The 16,549-nt window shown below is 62.3% G+C and carries 12 protein-coding genes; 3 read left to right on the top strand and 9 right to left on the bottom strand.

Annotated elements, in window-relative coordinates; all coding sequences use genetic code 11:
• Window positions 1–87 precede the first annotated feature (87 nt).
• Entirely contained in the window at window positions 88–1,305 is a 1,218-nt protein-coding gene (locus C7I56_RS04695; protein WP_106639329.1) for an NADP-dependent isocitrate dehydrogenase, read from the top strand.
• Window positions 1,306–1,332: 27 nt separating this feature from the next.
• Here the strand turns inward: C7I56_RS04695 and C7I56_RS04690 are convergent, their stop codons facing one another.
• The gene (locus C7I56_RS04690; protein ID WP_106639328.1) at window positions 1,333–2,565 is read right to left on the bottom strand and encodes an FAD-dependent oxidoreductase; all 1,233 of its coding nucleotides are present in this window, start codon (window positions 2,563–2,565) and stop codon (window positions 1,333–1,335) included.
• A 30-nt stretch (window positions 2,566–2,595) separates the two neighbouring features.
• Window positions 2,596–4,206 (bottom strand): YbaL family putative K(+) efflux transporter, encoded by a 1,611-nt coding sequence (ybaL, locus tag C7I56_RS04685; RefSeq protein ID WP_106639646.1) that lies wholly within the window; start codon window positions 4,204–4,206, stop codon window positions 2,596–2,598.
• Window positions 4,207–4,310: 104 nt separating this feature from the next.
• Between ybaL and C7I56_RS04680 the strand changes: the two genes are divergently transcribed.
• Window positions 4,311–6,095, top strand: coding sequence for a cation:proton antiporter domain-containing protein (locus C7I56_RS04680; protein ID WP_106639645.1), 1,785 nt, complete (start codon window positions 4,311–4,313; stop codon window positions 6,093–6,095).
• 89 nt (window positions 6,096–6,184) lie between these two features.
• Here the strand turns inward: C7I56_RS04680 and alaS are convergent, their stop codons facing one another.
• The 3 genes from alaS to C7I56_RS04665 form a co-directional block, all read right to left on the bottom strand.
• Window positions 6,185–8,845 carry an alanine--tRNA ligase gene (gene alaS / locus C7I56_RS04675; RefSeq protein ID WP_106639327.1) on the bottom strand — a complete coding sequence of 887 codons (2,661 nt, stop codon included), beginning with the start codon at window positions 8,843–8,845 and terminating at the stop codon, window positions 6,185–6,187.
• Window positions 8,846–8,888: 43 nt separating this feature from the next.
• Window positions 8,889–9,404, bottom strand: coding sequence for a hypothetical protein (locus tag C7I56_RS04670; RefSeq protein ID WP_106639326.1), 516 nt, complete (start codon window positions 9,402–9,404; stop codon window positions 8,889–8,891).
• Between the two features lie 78 nt (window positions 9,405–9,482).
• Window positions 9,483–10,121, bottom strand: a complete 639-nt coding sequence (locus C7I56_RS04665; RefSeq protein ID WP_106639644.1) for a glutathione S-transferase family protein — start codon at window positions 10,119–10,121, stop codon at window positions 9,483–9,485.
• 105 nt (window positions 10,122–10,226) lie between these two features.
• Between C7I56_RS04665 and C7I56_RS04660 the strand changes: the two genes are divergently transcribed.
• Window positions 10,227–11,465, top strand: coding sequence for a multidrug effflux MFS transporter (locus tag C7I56_RS04660; RefSeq protein ID WP_106639325.1), 1,239 nt, complete (start codon window positions 10,227–10,229; stop codon window positions 11,463–11,465).
• A gap of 392 nt (window positions 11,466–11,857) precedes the next feature.
• Here the strand turns inward: C7I56_RS04660 and recA are convergent, their stop codons facing one another.
• From recA to C7I56_RS04635, 4 genes are all read right to left on the bottom strand, one after another.
• A complete protein-coding gene (gene recA / locus C7I56_RS04650; protein WP_106639323.1) occupies window positions 11,858–12,931 on the bottom strand; it encodes a recombinase RecA in 1,074 nt (357 codons plus the stop codon).
• Between the two features lie 248 nt (window positions 12,932–13,179).
• Window positions 13,180–13,548, bottom strand: coding sequence for a response regulator (locus tag C7I56_RS04645; RefSeq protein ID WP_106639322.1), 369 nt, complete (start codon window positions 13,546–13,548; stop codon window positions 13,180–13,182).
• A 39-nt stretch (window positions 13,549–13,587) separates the two neighbouring features.
• Complete coding sequence (locus tag C7I56_RS04640) at window positions 13,588–15,969, bottom strand: response regulator (protein WP_245409582.1); 2,382 nt, start codon at window positions 15,967–15,969, stop codon at window positions 13,588–13,590.
• A 3-nt stretch (window positions 15,970–15,972) separates the two neighbouring features.
• On the bottom strand, window positions 15,973–16,548 hold the full coding sequence (locus tag C7I56_RS04635) for a DUF2062 domain-containing protein (protein ID WP_106639643.1): 576 nt from the start codon (window positions 16,546–16,548) through the stop codon (window positions 15,973–15,975).
• Window position 16,549: the final 1 nt, after the last annotated feature.

Below are 16,549 nucleotides of genomic sequence, written 5' to 3'. Positions count from 1 at the left end.
GAAACAACCGGACGGCGGAGCGGTTGATCCGGCTGCGTCCACCGCTTACTAGCGCCACCAACGCATAAATCAGCTCAAGGAAGCACCATGGCCAAGATCAAAGTGAAAACGCCGGTCGTCGAAATCGACGGCGATGAAATGACCCGCATCATCTGGCAGTGGATTCGCGAGCGGCTGATCCTCCCCTATCTCGACATCGACCTCAAATATTACGACCTGTCCGTCGAGAATCGCGACGCGACCGAGGATAAGGTGACGGTCGAGGCGGCCGAGGCGATCAAACAATATGGCGTCGGCGTGAAGTGCGCGACGATCACCCCGGACGAAGCCCGCGTCGAGGAATTCAAGCTCAAGAAGATGTGGAAGTCGCCGAATGGCACGATCCGCAACATCCTTGGCGGCGTTGTCTTCCGCGAGCCGATCGTGATCGACAACGTACCCCGCCTCATTCCGGGCTGGACCGACCCGATCGTCGTCGGCCGTCATGCCTTCGGCGACCAGTATAAGGCGACCGACTTCAAGGTGCCCGGCCCCGGCAAGCTCCGCATGGTGTGGGAAGGCGAAAATGGCGAGCGGATCGAGGAGGAAGTGTTCGACTTCCCGTCCGCCGGTGTCGCCATGGGCATGTACAATCTCGACGAATCGATCCGCGACTTCGCCCGTGCCAGCATGAATTACGGCCTCGCCCGCGGCTGGCCGGTTTACCTGTCGACGAAGAACACGATCCTCAAGGCCTATGACGGCCGCTTCAAGGATGTTTTCCAGGACGTTTTCGACAGCGAATTCAAGGACAAATTCGCCGAAGCGAAGATCGTCTATGAACATCGCCTGATCGACGACATGGTCGCATCGGCCTTGAAGTGGAGCGGCAAGTTCGTCTGGGCTTGCAAGAATTATGACGGCGACGTGCAATCCGATCAGGTGGCACAGGGTTTCGGCTCGCTCGGCCTCATGACCTCCGTCCTCATGTCGCCGGACGGCAAGACGATCGAGGCGGAAGCCGCGCACGGCACAGTTACCCGTCACTATCGCCAGCATCAGCAGGGCAAGGCGACGTCGACGAACCCGATCGCGTCGATCTTCGCCTGGACCGGCGGCCTTAAGTATCGCGGCAAGTTCGACAACACGCCCGAAGTGACGCAGTTCGCCGAAACGCTGGAAAAGGTCTGCATCAAGACGGTCGAAAGTGGTCAGATGACCAAGGATCTCGCTATTTTGATAGGCCCCGAACAGAGCTGGATGACGACAGAGCAATTCTTCGAGGCGATCCGTGCCAACCTCGAAAAGGAAATGGCGAAGGGTTGATTCCTGCGATGATGCGCCCCTCCCCCATCAAGGGGGAGGGCTTTTTGTTTGTGGCGACATGATATGCTCTGGCCGGATCCCGAAGCCTAGAAAGGCGGCAGGGATCCGGCGGAGCCATGGCAGACGGTCCAGCCATTTGAATATGCGCGGGGGTTCGAACGCGCCGCCCTCTTCCGCAAGCAGCGGCTGAATAATCCTTTTCTGCGCCGTATCCTGAAACGCCTGGATCGTGCGCACCTGCAAGCGGCGCCTTTTCTCCACCTTTCCCAGCAAGCCGTCGACATCCTCACCCCGCGCCATGGGCGCGGCGAGAATGTTGGCCGCCGCGACGGCATCCTGCACCGCGACATTGATGCCGACGCCGCCGATGGGCGACATTGCGTGGGCGGCATCGCCGATGACTAAGAGGCCCGGCTTGTGCCATGCTTCGAGCCGGTCGAGCGCGACGCTCAGCAGCTTTACGTCATCCCAGCTTTGAATCGCGTCGACGGCGTCCGCCATCATCGGCGCGGCGCGGGCGATGCTCACGCGGAAGGCGTCGAGTCCGGCCGCCTTCACCGACGCTTCCTGTCCTTTGCCAAAGACATAAGCGCATTGCCAATAATCGCCGCGATCGATGAGCGCCATGATCCGCCCCGCGACGAATATGCCCGTGCTGCGATTGTCCGGCGTGTGCGCCTTGGGCAGGCGGAACCAGAAGACGTCCATCGGCGCGCCCAATGAGCGGATCTTGAATCCCGCTTCCTCGCGCAACACGGAGCGGCGGCCGTCCGACGCGATGACGAGGTCCGCCCGTATCTTCCGCTCTGTGCCTTTCTCCTTGAACCTGACGCCAGCGACGCGCCCGTTTTCGGTGATGAGGCCCCTCGCCTCAGCATTCATGATGATCTGGAAATTTGGATAGAGCCGCGCCTCGCCCGCGACGAAATCGAGGAAATCCCACTGCGGCATCATCGCGATGAAGTTCCAGCGCGGATCAAAACGGGAAAAATCGGCGATCTTCACATAGCGGTCGCCGACGAAAGCACCGAGGCGGTGCACCTTATCGTGTGGGCGTTCCAACAGCCTGTCGAGCAGACCCATTTCATGAAACAGCCGGAACGTCGAGGGATGAACCGTGTCGCCCCGGAAATCGCGGAGGAAGTCGCCATGCTTTTCGAGCACGACCGTTTCGACCCCCGCGCGGGCGAAGAGCAGGCCTGCGAACATGCCTGCGGGGCCGCCGCCAACGATGCACAATCGGGTTCGACGTTCGTCCATTACGGAGCCTCCCTCCGGGAAGCGACTATATCATGCCACTGCCTTGGCGTCCGCGATCATCCGCTGGGCAATTTCGCGCTCGCCCATGATCGTGCGGGTCGCGCCGCGGGCGGTGAGATAGGCGACCTCCTCATCCGAATGGGCGCGGGCGACGATGGGAAGCTCGGCGTTGATGGCGCGGGCCTGTTCGACGATTTGCCCCGCCTCGAACGTGTCGGGGATGGCGACGAACAGCATCTTGGCGCGATCGAGCTCAGCCCAAACCAGGACGTGCGGATCAGCCGCATTGCCGATCACAATCTGAGCCTCATCGATCGACGGCAGTCCTTCAATGTCGTTCTCGGTCTCGATCACCGTTACCGCTTCCCCGGCGGCCAACAGGCCTTTGCCGACGAGATTGCCGACCCGCCCGTAGCCCACCAGAACGATATGGCGTTTGTCGCGTGGCGCGGCCGGCAAGGGCGCGCTGTCCTTCGCTTCCATCACCGTGAACCGGTCGATCAGCGCGAAGATGAATGGATTGAGCATGATCGTGATGATCGCGCCTGCAAGGATGAGGTTGCGTCCATCCGGCGGCAGCAAAGCGAGCGAAGCGCCAAGCGTTGCGAGGATGAAGGAGAATTCGCCGATTTGCGCAAGGCTCGCGGAGATGACGAGGCCGGTGCTGTGCGAGCGGCCGAAAGCGCGGACGATGAAATAAGCTGCGATCGACTTGCCGAGGATGATGATCGCAACCGTCGCTGCCAGCGCGACGGGATGGCTGAACAGGATGTTCGGATTGAACAGCATGCCAACCGAAACGAAGAACAGAACCGCGAAAGCGTCGCGGAGTGGCAAAGTTTCCTGCGCCGCCCGCTGACTGAACGGGGATTCGGCGAGGATCATGCCGGCGAAGAAAGCACCCAAGGCAAAGGATACGCCGAACAGTTTCGCAGCGCCGAACGCCACCCCAAGGGCGATGGCAAGGACCGCGAGGCGGAACAATTCGCGCGAGCCGGTATGGGCAATTTCGTGGAGTGCCCAGGGAATGACGCGGCGCCCCACAATGAGCATGAAAGCGAAGAAGGCGGCGACCTTCAGCACCGTGATGCCGATCGCCCAGCCGAAATTACCCCCCTGCCCGGCCGCCATAGCCGGAATGAGAACAAGGGCGAGCACCATGACGAGATCTTCGACGATGAGCCAACCGACCGCGATCTTCCCGCGTTCGGTGTCGAGTATCTTCCGCTCCTGAAGCGCGCGGAGGAGCACCACGGTACTGGCGACGGAAAGAGCAAGACCGAAGACAATGCCCGCCACGAGGCTCCAGCCGAGCATGAAAGCGAGCCCCATGCCAAGCAATGTGGCAACGCCAATCTGTACGAGCGCGCCCGGAATGGCGATTTTCCGCACTGAAAGCAGGTCGCGCACGGAAAAGTGAAGGCCGACGCCGAACATGAGCAGGATGACGCCCATTTCCGCAAGCTCGTTGGCCAGCGACTGATCGGCGACATAGCCGGGCGTGAAGGGGCCGACGACCACACCCGCGGCGAGGTAGCCGATAAGCGGAGAAACACGCAGCCGCACCGCAATGGCGGCAAATATAAAAGCCAGCACCAGGCCCGCGACGATGGTTGCGATCAGCGGTGTATGGTGCGGCATCATTTCTCCTAACGTGGCTGAACGCCCCACTTAGGGGTGCCTTTCGGGTTTCGCCACCCCGCGCGGGTCATGACAAAGCGCAGAAAATGCCGCAGGAAGGCGCAATGTCCCTTGAAATTGACAGCATTGGCTTCAGCGATTCACTGGTGGTGCTCGGCGCCGCCGGTCTCGTCATTCCAACCTTCGCGCGTTTCCGTATCAATCCGGTGATCGGCTTCATCCTGGTCGGCTTGCTGGTGGGACCGGCAGGGTTCGGATCGTTCGTAGGGCAAGCACCCTGGCTCTATCATGTGACGATCACCGATCCGGAATCGATCGCGCCTTTTGCCGAGCTTGGCATCATCCTGCTGCTGTTCTCGATCGGTCTTGAACTGTCGTTCACCCGCCTCTGGTCGATGCGGCGGCTGGTTTTCGGGTTAGGCGCGGCCGAGCTGAGCATCGCCGCGCTCGTCATCGGTGTGACCCTGTTCGTTCTTGGCCAGAGCGTCGCGGGTGCGATCAGCCTGGGACTGGCCCTCGCCCTTTCATCAACCGCGCTCGTTCTCCCGATTGCGGGGATGCAAAGCCCGGTCGGACGCAGCGCCTTTGCGATGCTGCTGTTCGAGGATCTGGCTCTGGTGCCAATCATCTTCCTGCTTGGCGCGCTTGCACCCAATCCGCAGGCAAGCGGATGGGACAATCTTGCGCAGACGTTGCTATTCGGCGTGCTGACCATCGCGGCGATGCTTGTCCTTGGCCGTTTGCTGTTGCCCCGGCTGTTTGCGCAGGCGGCGCGGACGAAAAGCCCCGAGCTGTTTCTCGCCGCGAGTCTGCTGGTCGCCATCGTCGCCAGCATCGCGACGACCGCCGTGGGCCTTTCCCCGATCGTAGGTGCTTTGCTGGCAGGCATCCTGATCGCCGAGACGAGTTATCACACCGAGGTCGAGGTGATGACCGCACCGTTTAAGGGCCTCGCGCTCGGCGTGTTCCTCATCTCGGTTGGCATGAACCTCGACATTCGCGTGATCCTTGCCAATTGGACGACGCTTGTTCTCGCGGTTCTCGGTGTCGTTTTGGTGAAGGCGCTCGTCACTTCGTTGTTGCTGAGGGCCAGCGGGGCGCGGAAGGGCGTGGCAGCGGAAACGGGTTTGCTCATGGCATCGCCTTCGGAAACAACGCTGATCGTGCTCGCGGCAGCCGCGACCGCAGGACTGATCGACCGCGAAACGGCTTCGTTCTGGCAGATCGTGACCGCCATCGGCCTTACCATCACGCCGCTTCTCGCCAAGCTTGGCCAGATTGCGGCGCGGCGGGTGGATTTGAAGGGCGGGTTCGAACTGCCCGAGGCGGCGGAAGATGAAACCAAGCCGTTGTCGGTCATCATTGGCTTTGGCCGGGTGGGGCGGCTCGTCGCGCAGATGCTCGCCTTTCACGGGCGGCGCTACATTGCCGTGGAATCGGACATCGATGCGGTCGCCGCAGCGCGGCGGGATGGTTTCCCCGTGATGTTTGGTGACGTCACGCGGGCGGAACTGATCGACAAATTGCACCTCGACCGTGCTGGCGCGCTCATCCTGACCATGGATGATCCGGTGCTGTCCGTGCGTGTGGTGAAGAAGGTGCGGGCGGCCTATCCGGATTTGCCGGTCGTCGCCCGTGCCCGCGATGCCGCCCATGCGGCGGAACTCTACAAAGCGGGCGCGACGGATGCGGTGCCGGAAACGCTGGAATCGTCGCTTCAGCTGTCGGAGGCCGTGCTGGTCGGGCTGGGCGTCGCCATGGGGCCGGTCATCGCATCAATCCATGAGAAACGCGCGGAGCTCCGCAAGGAAATCATGGATTTGGGCGAAATGGATAATGAGCCGGTGCTAAGACGGCGACGGCTGAGGGATGCGATCAATCCGGGTTAGGAAAGCGCGTTGTGCTCCTGCGAAAGCAGGAGCCTAGTCGCCAAATCGGCGCCGCTGTGCTCCTGCTTTCGCAGGAGCACAAGGAACGCTCAGACCTCGACGGTTTCGGCTTCCAGTGCGGCTTTGATCGCCGACAAGGCTTCGTCCGCCTTGCCTCCATCGGGGCCGCCGCCTTGGGCCATGTCGGGACGTCCTCCGCCGCCCTGCCCGCCGAGTGCGGCAACGGCTGCGCGGACGAGATCGACGGCGCTGCGGCGTCCCGTGAGATCATCGGTCACGCCGACAGCGACGCTGCCGCGCCCTTCGTTAACGGCGATCATGGCGACGACGCCGGAGCCGACACGCGCCTTGGCTTCGTCGACAAGGCCGCGCAGGGATTTGGGATCGAGGCCGTCCATAACCTGGCCGATAAAGCCGTGGCCGCCAATCTGCTCGGGGCCTGAGGCATCGGCAGCCTTTCCGCCACCAAGCGCCAGCGCCTTCTTCGCTTCGGCCAATTCCTTTTCGAGGCGGCGGCGGTCTTCGAGCAGGCTCAGCACGCGCGCCGGAACTTCGTCCGGCGTCGCCTTGAGGGCGGACGCGGCTTCCTTCAATTTGTCCTCGCGCTCGGTGAGCCAGCGGCGGGCCGCCTCACCGGTCAGCGCCTCGACGCGGCGCACGCCTGAAGCCACGGCGCTTTCCGACACGATCTTGAAAAGCGCGATGTCGCCAAGCGCGTTGACGTGCGTGCCGCCGCACAGCTCGACCGAATAGCTATTCTCTTCGCCAAGGCCCATGGAGAGAACGCGGACCTCGTCGCCATATTTCTCGCCGAACAAAGCCATGGCGCCAGCGGCAATGGCTTCGTCGGGAGTCATCAGGCGCGTGGTGACGGCGTCATTCTCGCGAATGTGGCGGTTCACCTCCGCTTCGATCGCTTCGATGTCGTCCGGGCTCAGCGCCTTGGGATGCGAGAAATCGAAACGCAGGCGATCGGGCGCCACGAGGCTGCCCTTCTGGGTTACATGCGTGCCGAGCCGGTTGCGCAGGGCGGCGTGGAGCAAGTGGGTGGCGCTATGATTGGCGCGGACCCGCGAACGACGCTCGGCATCGACATGTTGCCCGAGGATCTCACCGGTCGTCACCGCGCCTTCCTCTACCACGACATTGAGAGCGTGGAGGCGGCCGAGCGGCTTAGACGTGTCGGTAACAATGGCGTGGAAGCCGCTGTTATTGCTGAGCGTTCCGGCATCACCCATCTGGCCGCCGCTTTCACCGTAGAAAGGTGTCTGATTGAGGATGAAGGTCACTTCATCGCCCGCCTGAGCGCGCTCGACGCGCTGGCCGTCTTTCACGATGACGAGCAACTGTCCTTCGCCCTCATGGCCGGAATAGCCCGTAAATTCGGTCGATCCAAATTCTTCGGCCACGTCGAACCACACATCTTCCGACGCCTTCTGGCCCGAGCCCTTCCAGGCAGCGCGGGCGGCGGCCTTCTGCTCAGCCATGGCGGCGTCGAAGCCTTCGCGGTCGACCAGCATATTCTGGGCGCGAAGGGCATCTTCGGTGAGATCGTAGGGGAAACCGTAGGTGTCGTAGAGCTTGAAGGCGACGTCGCCCGAAAGCGTACCGCCCTCGCCGATTGAAGCGGTGGCTTCGTCGAGAAGGCGGAGGCCCTTGTCGAGCGTCTGACGGAAGCGGGTTTCCTCGAGCTTCAGAGTCTCTTCGATCAACGGCTGAGCGCGGACGAGTTCGGGATAAGCGGCGCCCATTTCGGCGACAAGCGCGGGCACGAGGCGGTGCATGAGCGGCTCGCCGGCGCCGAGGATATGCGCATGACGCATGGCACGGCGCATGATGCGGCGGAGGACATATCCCCTACCCTCATTCGCCGGCAGCACACCGTCGGCGACCAGGAAGCCAGAGGTGCGGAGGTGATCGGCTATGATGCGATGGCTGGCCTGGCGGGCGCCGGTCGTCTCCGTTTTGGTGAACTCGCCCGATGCGGCGATCAGCGCCTTGAAGGTGTCCGTGTCATAATTGTCGTGGACGCCCTGCATGACGGCGGCAATGCGTTCCAGGCCCATGCCGGTGTCGATCGAGGGCTGGGGCAGATCGCGGACGATCTCATTATTCTCCTGCTCATATTGCATGAACACGAGGTTCCAGATCTCGACGAAGCGGTCGCCATCCTCGTCCGGCGAACCCGGAGGGCCGCCCGGAATGTGATCCCCATGATCGAAAAAGATTTCCGAACAGGGTCCGCACGGGCCATTGTCGCCCATGGCCCAGAAATTGTCCTTGGTCGGGATGCGGATGATGCGGCTTTCGGGAAGGCCGGCGATCTTTTTCCACAGATCGAACGCCTCGTCATCGGTGTGGTAGACAGTGGCGGTCAGGCGATGGGGATCGATGCCCCATTCCTTGGTGATCAGCGTCCAGGCGTGAGTGATCGCCTGTTCCTTGAAATAATCGCCGAACGAGAAATTCCCGAGCATTTCGAAGAAGGTGTGATGCCGCGCCGTATAGCCTACATTGTCGAGATCGTTATGCTTGCCGCCTGCACGCACGCATTTCTGCGATGACGTCGCGGTCGAGTAAGGCCGGGTTTCTAGGCCGGTGAAGACATTCTTGAACGGCACCATGCCAGCATTGACGAACATCAGGGTGGGGTCGTTCTGCGGCACGAGCGGCGCGGAAGGCACCACCCGGTGTCCGGTGGACCCGAAATAGTCGAGGAAGGAGCGGCGGATGTCGTTGGTCGATGTCATGCCCGCGATTTAGGCGAGCGCGGACAAGCGGGCAAGCGGAGAGCTACATGCCGACGGGCACGCAATCGGGCCCTTCGCAGGCGGCGGCGGCTACCGCGACTTGCCTTGCCTGATCGCTCGGTTCGGGCGGTGCTTGATCCGCGCGGTCCTCGGCCGTCACCGGATAATGGCTGTAGCGGTCAATGAGGGTGGGCTGAGTTTCGGTAGACGGCGGCATGTCGATGAATTCGGGCTCGGCGAAGGCTAGCGGTTCTTCGGGCCATTCATCGGCTATCCCGAGTTGATCGTCGCTGAATACGGCGTGGTGGGTCCAGGGATATTGACCGGTGCCCGTCGCGTCGCACCCGATACAAGGGGCGGCTTCCGTGCCGAGGCCAGCTTCGTCGTCCGCGGGTCCGGACGCGTTCGGAACAAGCGATCCGAATGACGTGTAGGCCGCGCTATAATCGGCATAGAAAGCGGGGATTTCGCCAAGGGCGGCGCGTCCCGCATAAACGCCGACCAGCGCGCCGGACACGGCAAGGCCGAGCATGATCGGAAGCGTACGAGAAAGGGCCATTCCGGCCTCCCAAAGATAAGCAAGTACAAGGGCATGAGCATAACCCCTGAGGTTCCTGGCCGTTCCTTGGAAGGGCAGTCAGCGCCGGTCGGTCGCCCTTGCATAGGCATAGGGCCCGCCCTTTTGCAGGGCGGCGGCATAAGCCGGGCGGGCGTGGATGCGGGCGAGCCAATCCTGGAGATTGGGATAGCGGGCATCGAGCCCCGCGCGGCTGGTTGCGGCTTCGAGCGGGAAGCTCATCATGATATCGGCGGCGGTAAAGGTTTCCCCCGCAAACCAGTCCCGCGTGTCGAGTTCGTTTTCCAGCCAGTTCAGATGGACATCCATCATTTTCTGGATCGGCGCCTTGGCCGGGCGGCCGAGGATGCCGAGGCGATTGACGACGAGCAGCGCGAAAAGCGGCGGCATCATCGAGCCTTCCGCATAGTGAAGGAATTGGCGGTAGCGCAGGACATCTTCGCGCCGCGGCGGCGGGCCGAGGCGGCCGCTTTTCTCGACGAGATATTCAACGATCGCGCCGGTTTCGATGAGGACGCGGCCTTCGTCTTCAATCACCGGGCTTTTGCCGAGCGGGTGAACACGGCGAAGATCGGGTGGAGCGAGCATCGTCTTCCTGTCCCGCTCGTAGCGTTGGACGCGATAATCAAGGCCGAGCTCTTCGAGCAGCCAGATTATGCGCTGCGAACGCGAATTTTCGAGGTGGTGAACGATGATCATCTTGAGCGCCTCCTTCCCCTGCCCTATCGGTTGAGCCACGAAATGGAAACGAACTCGCGCAAGGCCGTTTCCTATTCTCGCCTCCGCCCAAGCACAGGATAATCGATGACCGACCCCCGCAACGCCGCGGCACGGCCCTGGGCTGGCCCCGGCCTTCACGAATTCGTGGCGATGATGGCTGCTTTAATGGCGGTGAACGCGCTCGCCATCGATTCGATGCTACCTGCTCTGCCCGCAATTGGGGCGTCGCTTGGCGTTGCGGCGGAAAATGAGCGGCAGCTTGTCATCACCGCCTATCTTCTGGGCTTTGGCGCGGCGCAGCTTTTCTACGGGCCGTTTTCCGACCGTTTTGGGCGCAAGCCGATCCTGGTCGTGACGCTGATTTTCTACGCGGTTTTCGCCTTGCTGTCCGGCATAGCAGCAAGCTTTGACCTGCTGCTCGTCGCGCGGTTCGCACAAGGGCTGGCGGCGGCGGGAACGCGGGTGCTGGTCGTATCGATCGCGCGGGACCGGTTCGAAGGGCCGACCATGGCGCGGGTGATGTCGATCACCTTCATCGTCTTCATGCTGGTCCCCGTGCTGGCGCCAGCGCTCGGGCAGGCGGTGCTGGCCGTGGCGACATGGCGCACCATCTTCATCGGGCTCGCCATTTACGGCGCGGCCGTGCTCGTCTGGACGATGATCCGATTGCCGGAAACTTTGCCCGAGGAAAAGCGCAGGCCGCTGTCGCTGACCAAGATTCGCGAGGCGATGTGGATGACGCTCACCAATCGCCTATCGATCGGCAACACGCTGGCGCTGACCCTGGTGATGGGCGGCCTCTTCTCCTTCATCAATTCGATCCAACAGGTGGTGTTCGACGTGTTCGGGCGGCCGGACCTCATCGCGATCGTGTTCGCGAGCATCGCCGGGCCGATGGCGCTCAGTTCCTACCTCAATTCGCGGATTGTCGAGCGCATGGGATCGCGGCGGATTATGTTGATCGGCCTTGCGCTGTTCGCCGGCGTTGCGGCGGTGCACCTCGCGATCAGTGCGCTGATCGGCGAAAATCTCCTCACCTTCATCATCCTGCAGGCGCTCACCATGGCCTGTTTCGGGCTGATCTCCGCAAATCTTGGCGCCGTGGCGATGCAGCCGCTAGGGCACATTGCGGGGACGGCGTCGTCCGTGCAGGGCCTCATCACGACGATCGGCGGCGCGCTGATCGGGCTGTGGGTCGGCCAGCATTTCGATGGCACCACGGTGCCCTTGCTGGCCGGTTTCGCGATCTGCGGCTTTGCGGGACTGCTGCTGGCGCTATGGGCGAACCGGATGAATGGCGAAGCAGTGGGGTCGCATACCTAGAGATTGTTCCCTTCCACCCGTTGCGGACATTTTGCGCTCGTGTCACACTTCAAGCATGGCAACGATCTACATGCCGCTCTTGAACGAAGGAACGGAAGTCTGGCGTCCAGTGGAGGCTACACACCTCTCGTTTGACCTCTATCGCGTGAATGACAGAATGCCAGACGATGAAGAGTGGGCATATGCGCCCGGCGACACCGTGCGGTGCGAACTGACTATCTTCAAAGAAGGTATGAGTAGAATGACAATCGTGGGGCCGGCCAAATAGGCTTCGCGTATATCCGCTTTCTACCCACAGCGGACACACGGCGATTGCATCCGCAGTGCAGAATGCAAAAAGCCCCTCACCGCAGGAGCGGGAGGGGCTTTCTGCATCTCCGAAAATAACAGGCTCAGATATCGTCGTCCGCGCTCGGGCCGGTCATCAGGGCTTCCGACACCTCCTCCGTCTTGCCGCGGATTGCGTTTTCGAGACGGGCGCAGAGGTCCGGATTTTCCTTGAGGAAGGTCTTGGCGTTTTCGCGGCCCTGACCGATGCGGATCGAATCGTAGCTGAACCAGGCGCCGGACTTTTCGACGATACCGGCCTTGACGCCGAGATCGAGGATTTCGCCGATCTTGGAAATGCCCTCGCCATACATGATGTCGAATTCGACCTGCTTGAACGGCGGCGCGACCTTGTTCTTCACCACCTTCACGCGGGTGGTGTTGCCGATGATATCGTCGCGATCCTTGATTTGACCGGTGCGGCGGATGTCGAGACGGACCGAGGCGTAGAATTTGAGCGCATTGCCGCCGGTTGTGGTTTCCGGATTGCCGTACATGACGCCGATCTTCATGCGCACCTGATTGATGAAAATGACCAGACATTTCGACTTGGAGATCGAGCCGGTCAGCTTGCGCAGCGCCTGAGACATGAGGCGGGCCTGAAGACCGACATGGCTGTCGCCCATCTCGCCTTCGATTTCCGCGCGCGGCACAAGGGCGGCGACGGAGTCCACGATGAGCACGTCAACCGCGTTCGAACGGACGAGCGTGTCGGTGATTTCCAGCGCCTGCTCGCCCGTATCGGGCTGCGAAACGATGAGTTCGTCAATGTCGACGCCGAGCTTCTTGGCGTACACGGGGTCAAGCGCATGTTCGGCATCGACGAAGGCGACCGTGCCGCCGCCGCGCTGCGCCTCGGCAGCCGCATGGAGAGCGAGCGTGGTCTTGCCCGAGCTTTCCGGCCCATAAATCTCAATGATGCGCCCGCGCGGCAGGCCGCCAATGCCGAGCGCGATGTCGAGGCCCAAGGAGCCGGTCGAAATCGCCTCAATCTCGATCGCTTCGCGCGAGCCCAATTTCATGGCCGAGCCCTTGCCGAATGCACGGTCAATCTGCGCCAGTGCCGCTTCGAGAGCCTTTTGCTTGTCCATATCTTCTGATTTCCTGCCGGATTCGACGACTTTCAAGGATGCCACCATGGCCAAGCTCCCGTCTTATTGCCAGTGTTAAAACTGCTTCATTGGGGAGCTATGTATTCCATTTGTTCCCTTGGAACAAGAGGGAAACATTGAGGGTCAAGCCGCTGCGCTAACATGCGGAAGGATTGAGGGAATTGGTTGCAGACTAGCGTATTCGCAAGCTTAGCGTCTGCTGGAACGTCCTTCGACAGGCTCAGGACTAGCGGGGTATTTAGGCTGAGCGGTGTTCCCTCGCGGGCCGGAGTGGCTCAGCTTGCCCGTTCGGTGAGCGCGGCAGCGATGGCGGGATTGATCGCGTCCATCGTGTAAGGCTTGGAAAGAACCGGTGCGTCGGCATGTTGCGCGGGCGGCGGTTCGATATGGCCGCCGGTGGCGAGAATGAAGGGGCAGCCCTTTTTGGCGAGGCGATCGGCGACGGGCCAAATCTTTTCTCCGCCCTTCAGATGCACGTCCATGATCGCGACGTCGAAGCCGCCTTCGTCGATGCGGTCCATCGCTTCGGCGACAGTTTCCGCGATAGCGACGCATTTGTGGCCGAGGGAATCGAGAAAATCCTCCAGCATCATGGCGATAAGGGGTTCGTCTTCGACGACTAGGATGGAGCGGCTGTTAGTCACGAAACCAAGTCTAGGCGCTGGGCAGCGAAACGTGAAGCTTTATTTCTTCACGAGCGCGTCGCGTGCGGCCTCGGCAAGCTTTTGAACCGAAAAGGGTTTTGCGAGGAAAGCGACTTTTTCGAGATCGATCGATTTGCGCAACTGTTCTTCCGCATAGCCGGAAATGAAAAGGATGGGCAGATCGGGCCGCGTCTTGCGGGCTTCGCGGACGGTCGTGGGGCCGTCCATCGTCGGCATGACAACGTCCGATATCATGAGATCGACCTGCTCGCCGCGCGCCAGAATTTCGAGGGCCGCCTCGCCATTTTCGGCGGTGAGGACGGTGTAGCCGTGGCGGGTCAGCGCGCGCTCGGCGACGGCGCGGACCATGGCCTCGTCTTCGACGAGAAGGATCGTGCCCGTGCCCCAAAGCTCCGGCGTCTGCTCTTTCGCCTTGACCTTGGCAGGCCGGACCGGTTCGGACTTGTTGACGGGCAAGTAGATGGTGATCGAGGTACCCGCGCCCAATTCGGAATCCGCGAAGATGTAGCCGCCCGATTGCTTGACGATGCCGTAGACGGTGGAAAGGCCGAGGCCGGTCCCCTTCCCCACCTCCTTCGTCGTGAAGAAGGGCTCGAAAATCTTGACCATATTGGCCGGCGATATGCCGGTCCCGGTATCGGTAACGCGCAAAGCGGTGTAATCGCCTATCGGGAGCACATCGTGCCCCATCTTGCGCACATCCACGGCCGAGACGCCGAAGGTTTGAATAGTGAGCGTGCCCCCCTGCGGCATGGCGTCTCGCGCGTTTACGGCGAGGTTCACGATCACTTGTTCAAGCTGGCCCGGATCGGCGCGGACGGCACCCAAATTTCGGCCATGCTTGGTTTGTAGCGTGACGGTTTCGCCGAGCAGCCGTTTCAACAGGTTCGAAACTTCGGCGATCACGTCGGGAAGCTGGAGCACCTGCGGGCGCAAGGTCTGCTGCCGGGAGAAAGCGAGGAGCTGGCGGGTCAGGCCTGCGGCGCGGTTCGAATTGGACCGGATTTGCTGGATATCGTCATAATCGCTGTCGCCCGGCGTGTGGCGCATCAGCATGAGGTCGCAATGGCCGAGGATCGCGGTGAGGATATTGTTGAAATCGTGCGCGACGCCGCCCGCGAGCTGGCCCACAGCCTGCATCTTCGTGGCCTGCGCGACCTGACGCTTCAGGCGATCCTCCTCGCTATTGTCCTTGAGGGACAGGAGGACGGTCGCTTCGCCAAGGCCGCGGGCACCCGCGACAGTGAGGGCGACGGGCTCATCGGGGTTGGACTTCAGGGTGACGGCCATGTCGCTGGACATTGACGGACCGCGCGCGAAACGGCGAACGAGATCGGAAACGGAGCCCTTATCCTCGTCAACCACGAGATCGCCGGGGTAGACAGGCCGGGCATCGGGCGCGAGCCCCGCCGCCTTCCGGAAAGCCTTGTTCAAATAGACGAAGCGCCCGTCGACATTGACCAGGGCAAGGCCGAGCGGAAGCATGTCGAGAAGCGCGTTCACATTGCCGCGATCATCGCGCATCAGCCGCGCGAGGCCGCCGCCATGATCGTCGAGGATCGCGAAGAGAGTGAACTGCCCCCCCCCCTCGCCCACCGGCACCTGGACGATGCGGAGAGGCGCGCCGCCTTGCCCTTCGATGGCATAGGAAAATTGGCCGACCTCGCTCGCGAGGATCAGGTCGATGAGCGGCGCTCCGGTGGCATCGCCGTCCGCCCGGCCCGTCGCGCGGGCGGCAAAGGCGCGGTTGGCCGCGACGACGAGGCCCTGATCGTCAACGAGCGCAGCCATCACGCCAGCTTCTCCCAGTCGCGCACCCGCCTCGCCACCGAGCATCTGTTCGGCTTCGAGCGCGAGATCGGTGGTGCCCGATTGTGTGAAGGTCCAGAGGAGAAAGACGCCGCCTTGGCCTGTGCGGCGGGCGTGCCCGATCAGTGCGCGGCCCTTACCGTCGCAGGCTCGAAAGGCCACCTCGCCTTCCCGGCGCGCGCGGGCTGCCGCTTCGGCGGCATCCTCGCGCCCGCTATGGTCGGCGGGAAGATTTTCGGGCGATGGGTAGCCGCCCATCAATTCGCCATAGAGTTCGTTGGCAGTGAGGAGTTGCCCGCCCTGGTCCGTCACCGCCATGGCGACGCCCGATCCGTCGAGCGCGGCGCGGAGAAGCGGGATGTCGAGAATAGTTTCCGGCACGCGGCGCTGGGCCGGCGCGCGAGCACTTTCGCGGGCGAGGATCAGAGCAGCGGCGACGCAAGTGCCGGCACCGAAGGCCAGAGCGAACGGCCAGCTGCCGGCTGTGACGAGCAGGGCTGTGGCGGCAATCAAGAATGAGGTGGCGGCGAGCAGGCCCGGCCAGACGCGCGACAGGCGGGTTCCGGATAGCGCGAGGACGGACGCCGCCAAGAGCTAGACGCTTTCCGAATCCGTGGAGGAAAAAAGCGTGCGGAGCTGGCGGCGGCGCCACTTGCGGCCCGTCCACCAGCGCCAGCCCCATTTCGACACGAAATAGCCGACAACGGCTGCGACTGCGGAAATGATGGCAAGACCGACAACCATGGAGGGGGCTGCGTCGGAAGCGAGCCATGAGAACCATTCGCCTATGCCCGCACCGCGTTCATAGAGAGAGTAGAAGGTTCCAGTATCGGCGTGAAATCCGAGCGTGTTGCCCACCCCGATCGAGGCCAGCAGGATGAAGGGCGTCGTCGCTGGATTGGACAGGAAGGTCATCGCCGCAGCGATTGGAATATTGGCGCGGAACGGCACGGAGATAAGCGCCGCGCCGATGATCTGCAGACCAGGGATCATCAGGAAGATGCCGACGAACAAGCCGAGGCCCACGGCGCGCGGAACGGAACGGCGGGTGAAGCGCCAGAGATCGCTGCGGAGCACACGCCCCGCAAACGGCCTCATCAGGCGATTTTCCGCCAGATCCTCCCGTTTGGGCGCGTTCTTCGCGAGCCAGCGGCTTACTTTGTCAGCCAGT

Origin of the sequence: Allosphingosinicella vermicomposti (assembly GCF_003012815.1) — a bacterium.
Taxonomy (GTDB): domain Bacteria; phylum Pseudomonadota; class Alphaproteobacteria; order Sphingomonadales; family Sphingomonadaceae; genus Allosphingosinicella; species Allosphingosinicella vermicomposti.
This window is presented reverse-complemented; position numbering and strand designations above follow the sequence as displayed.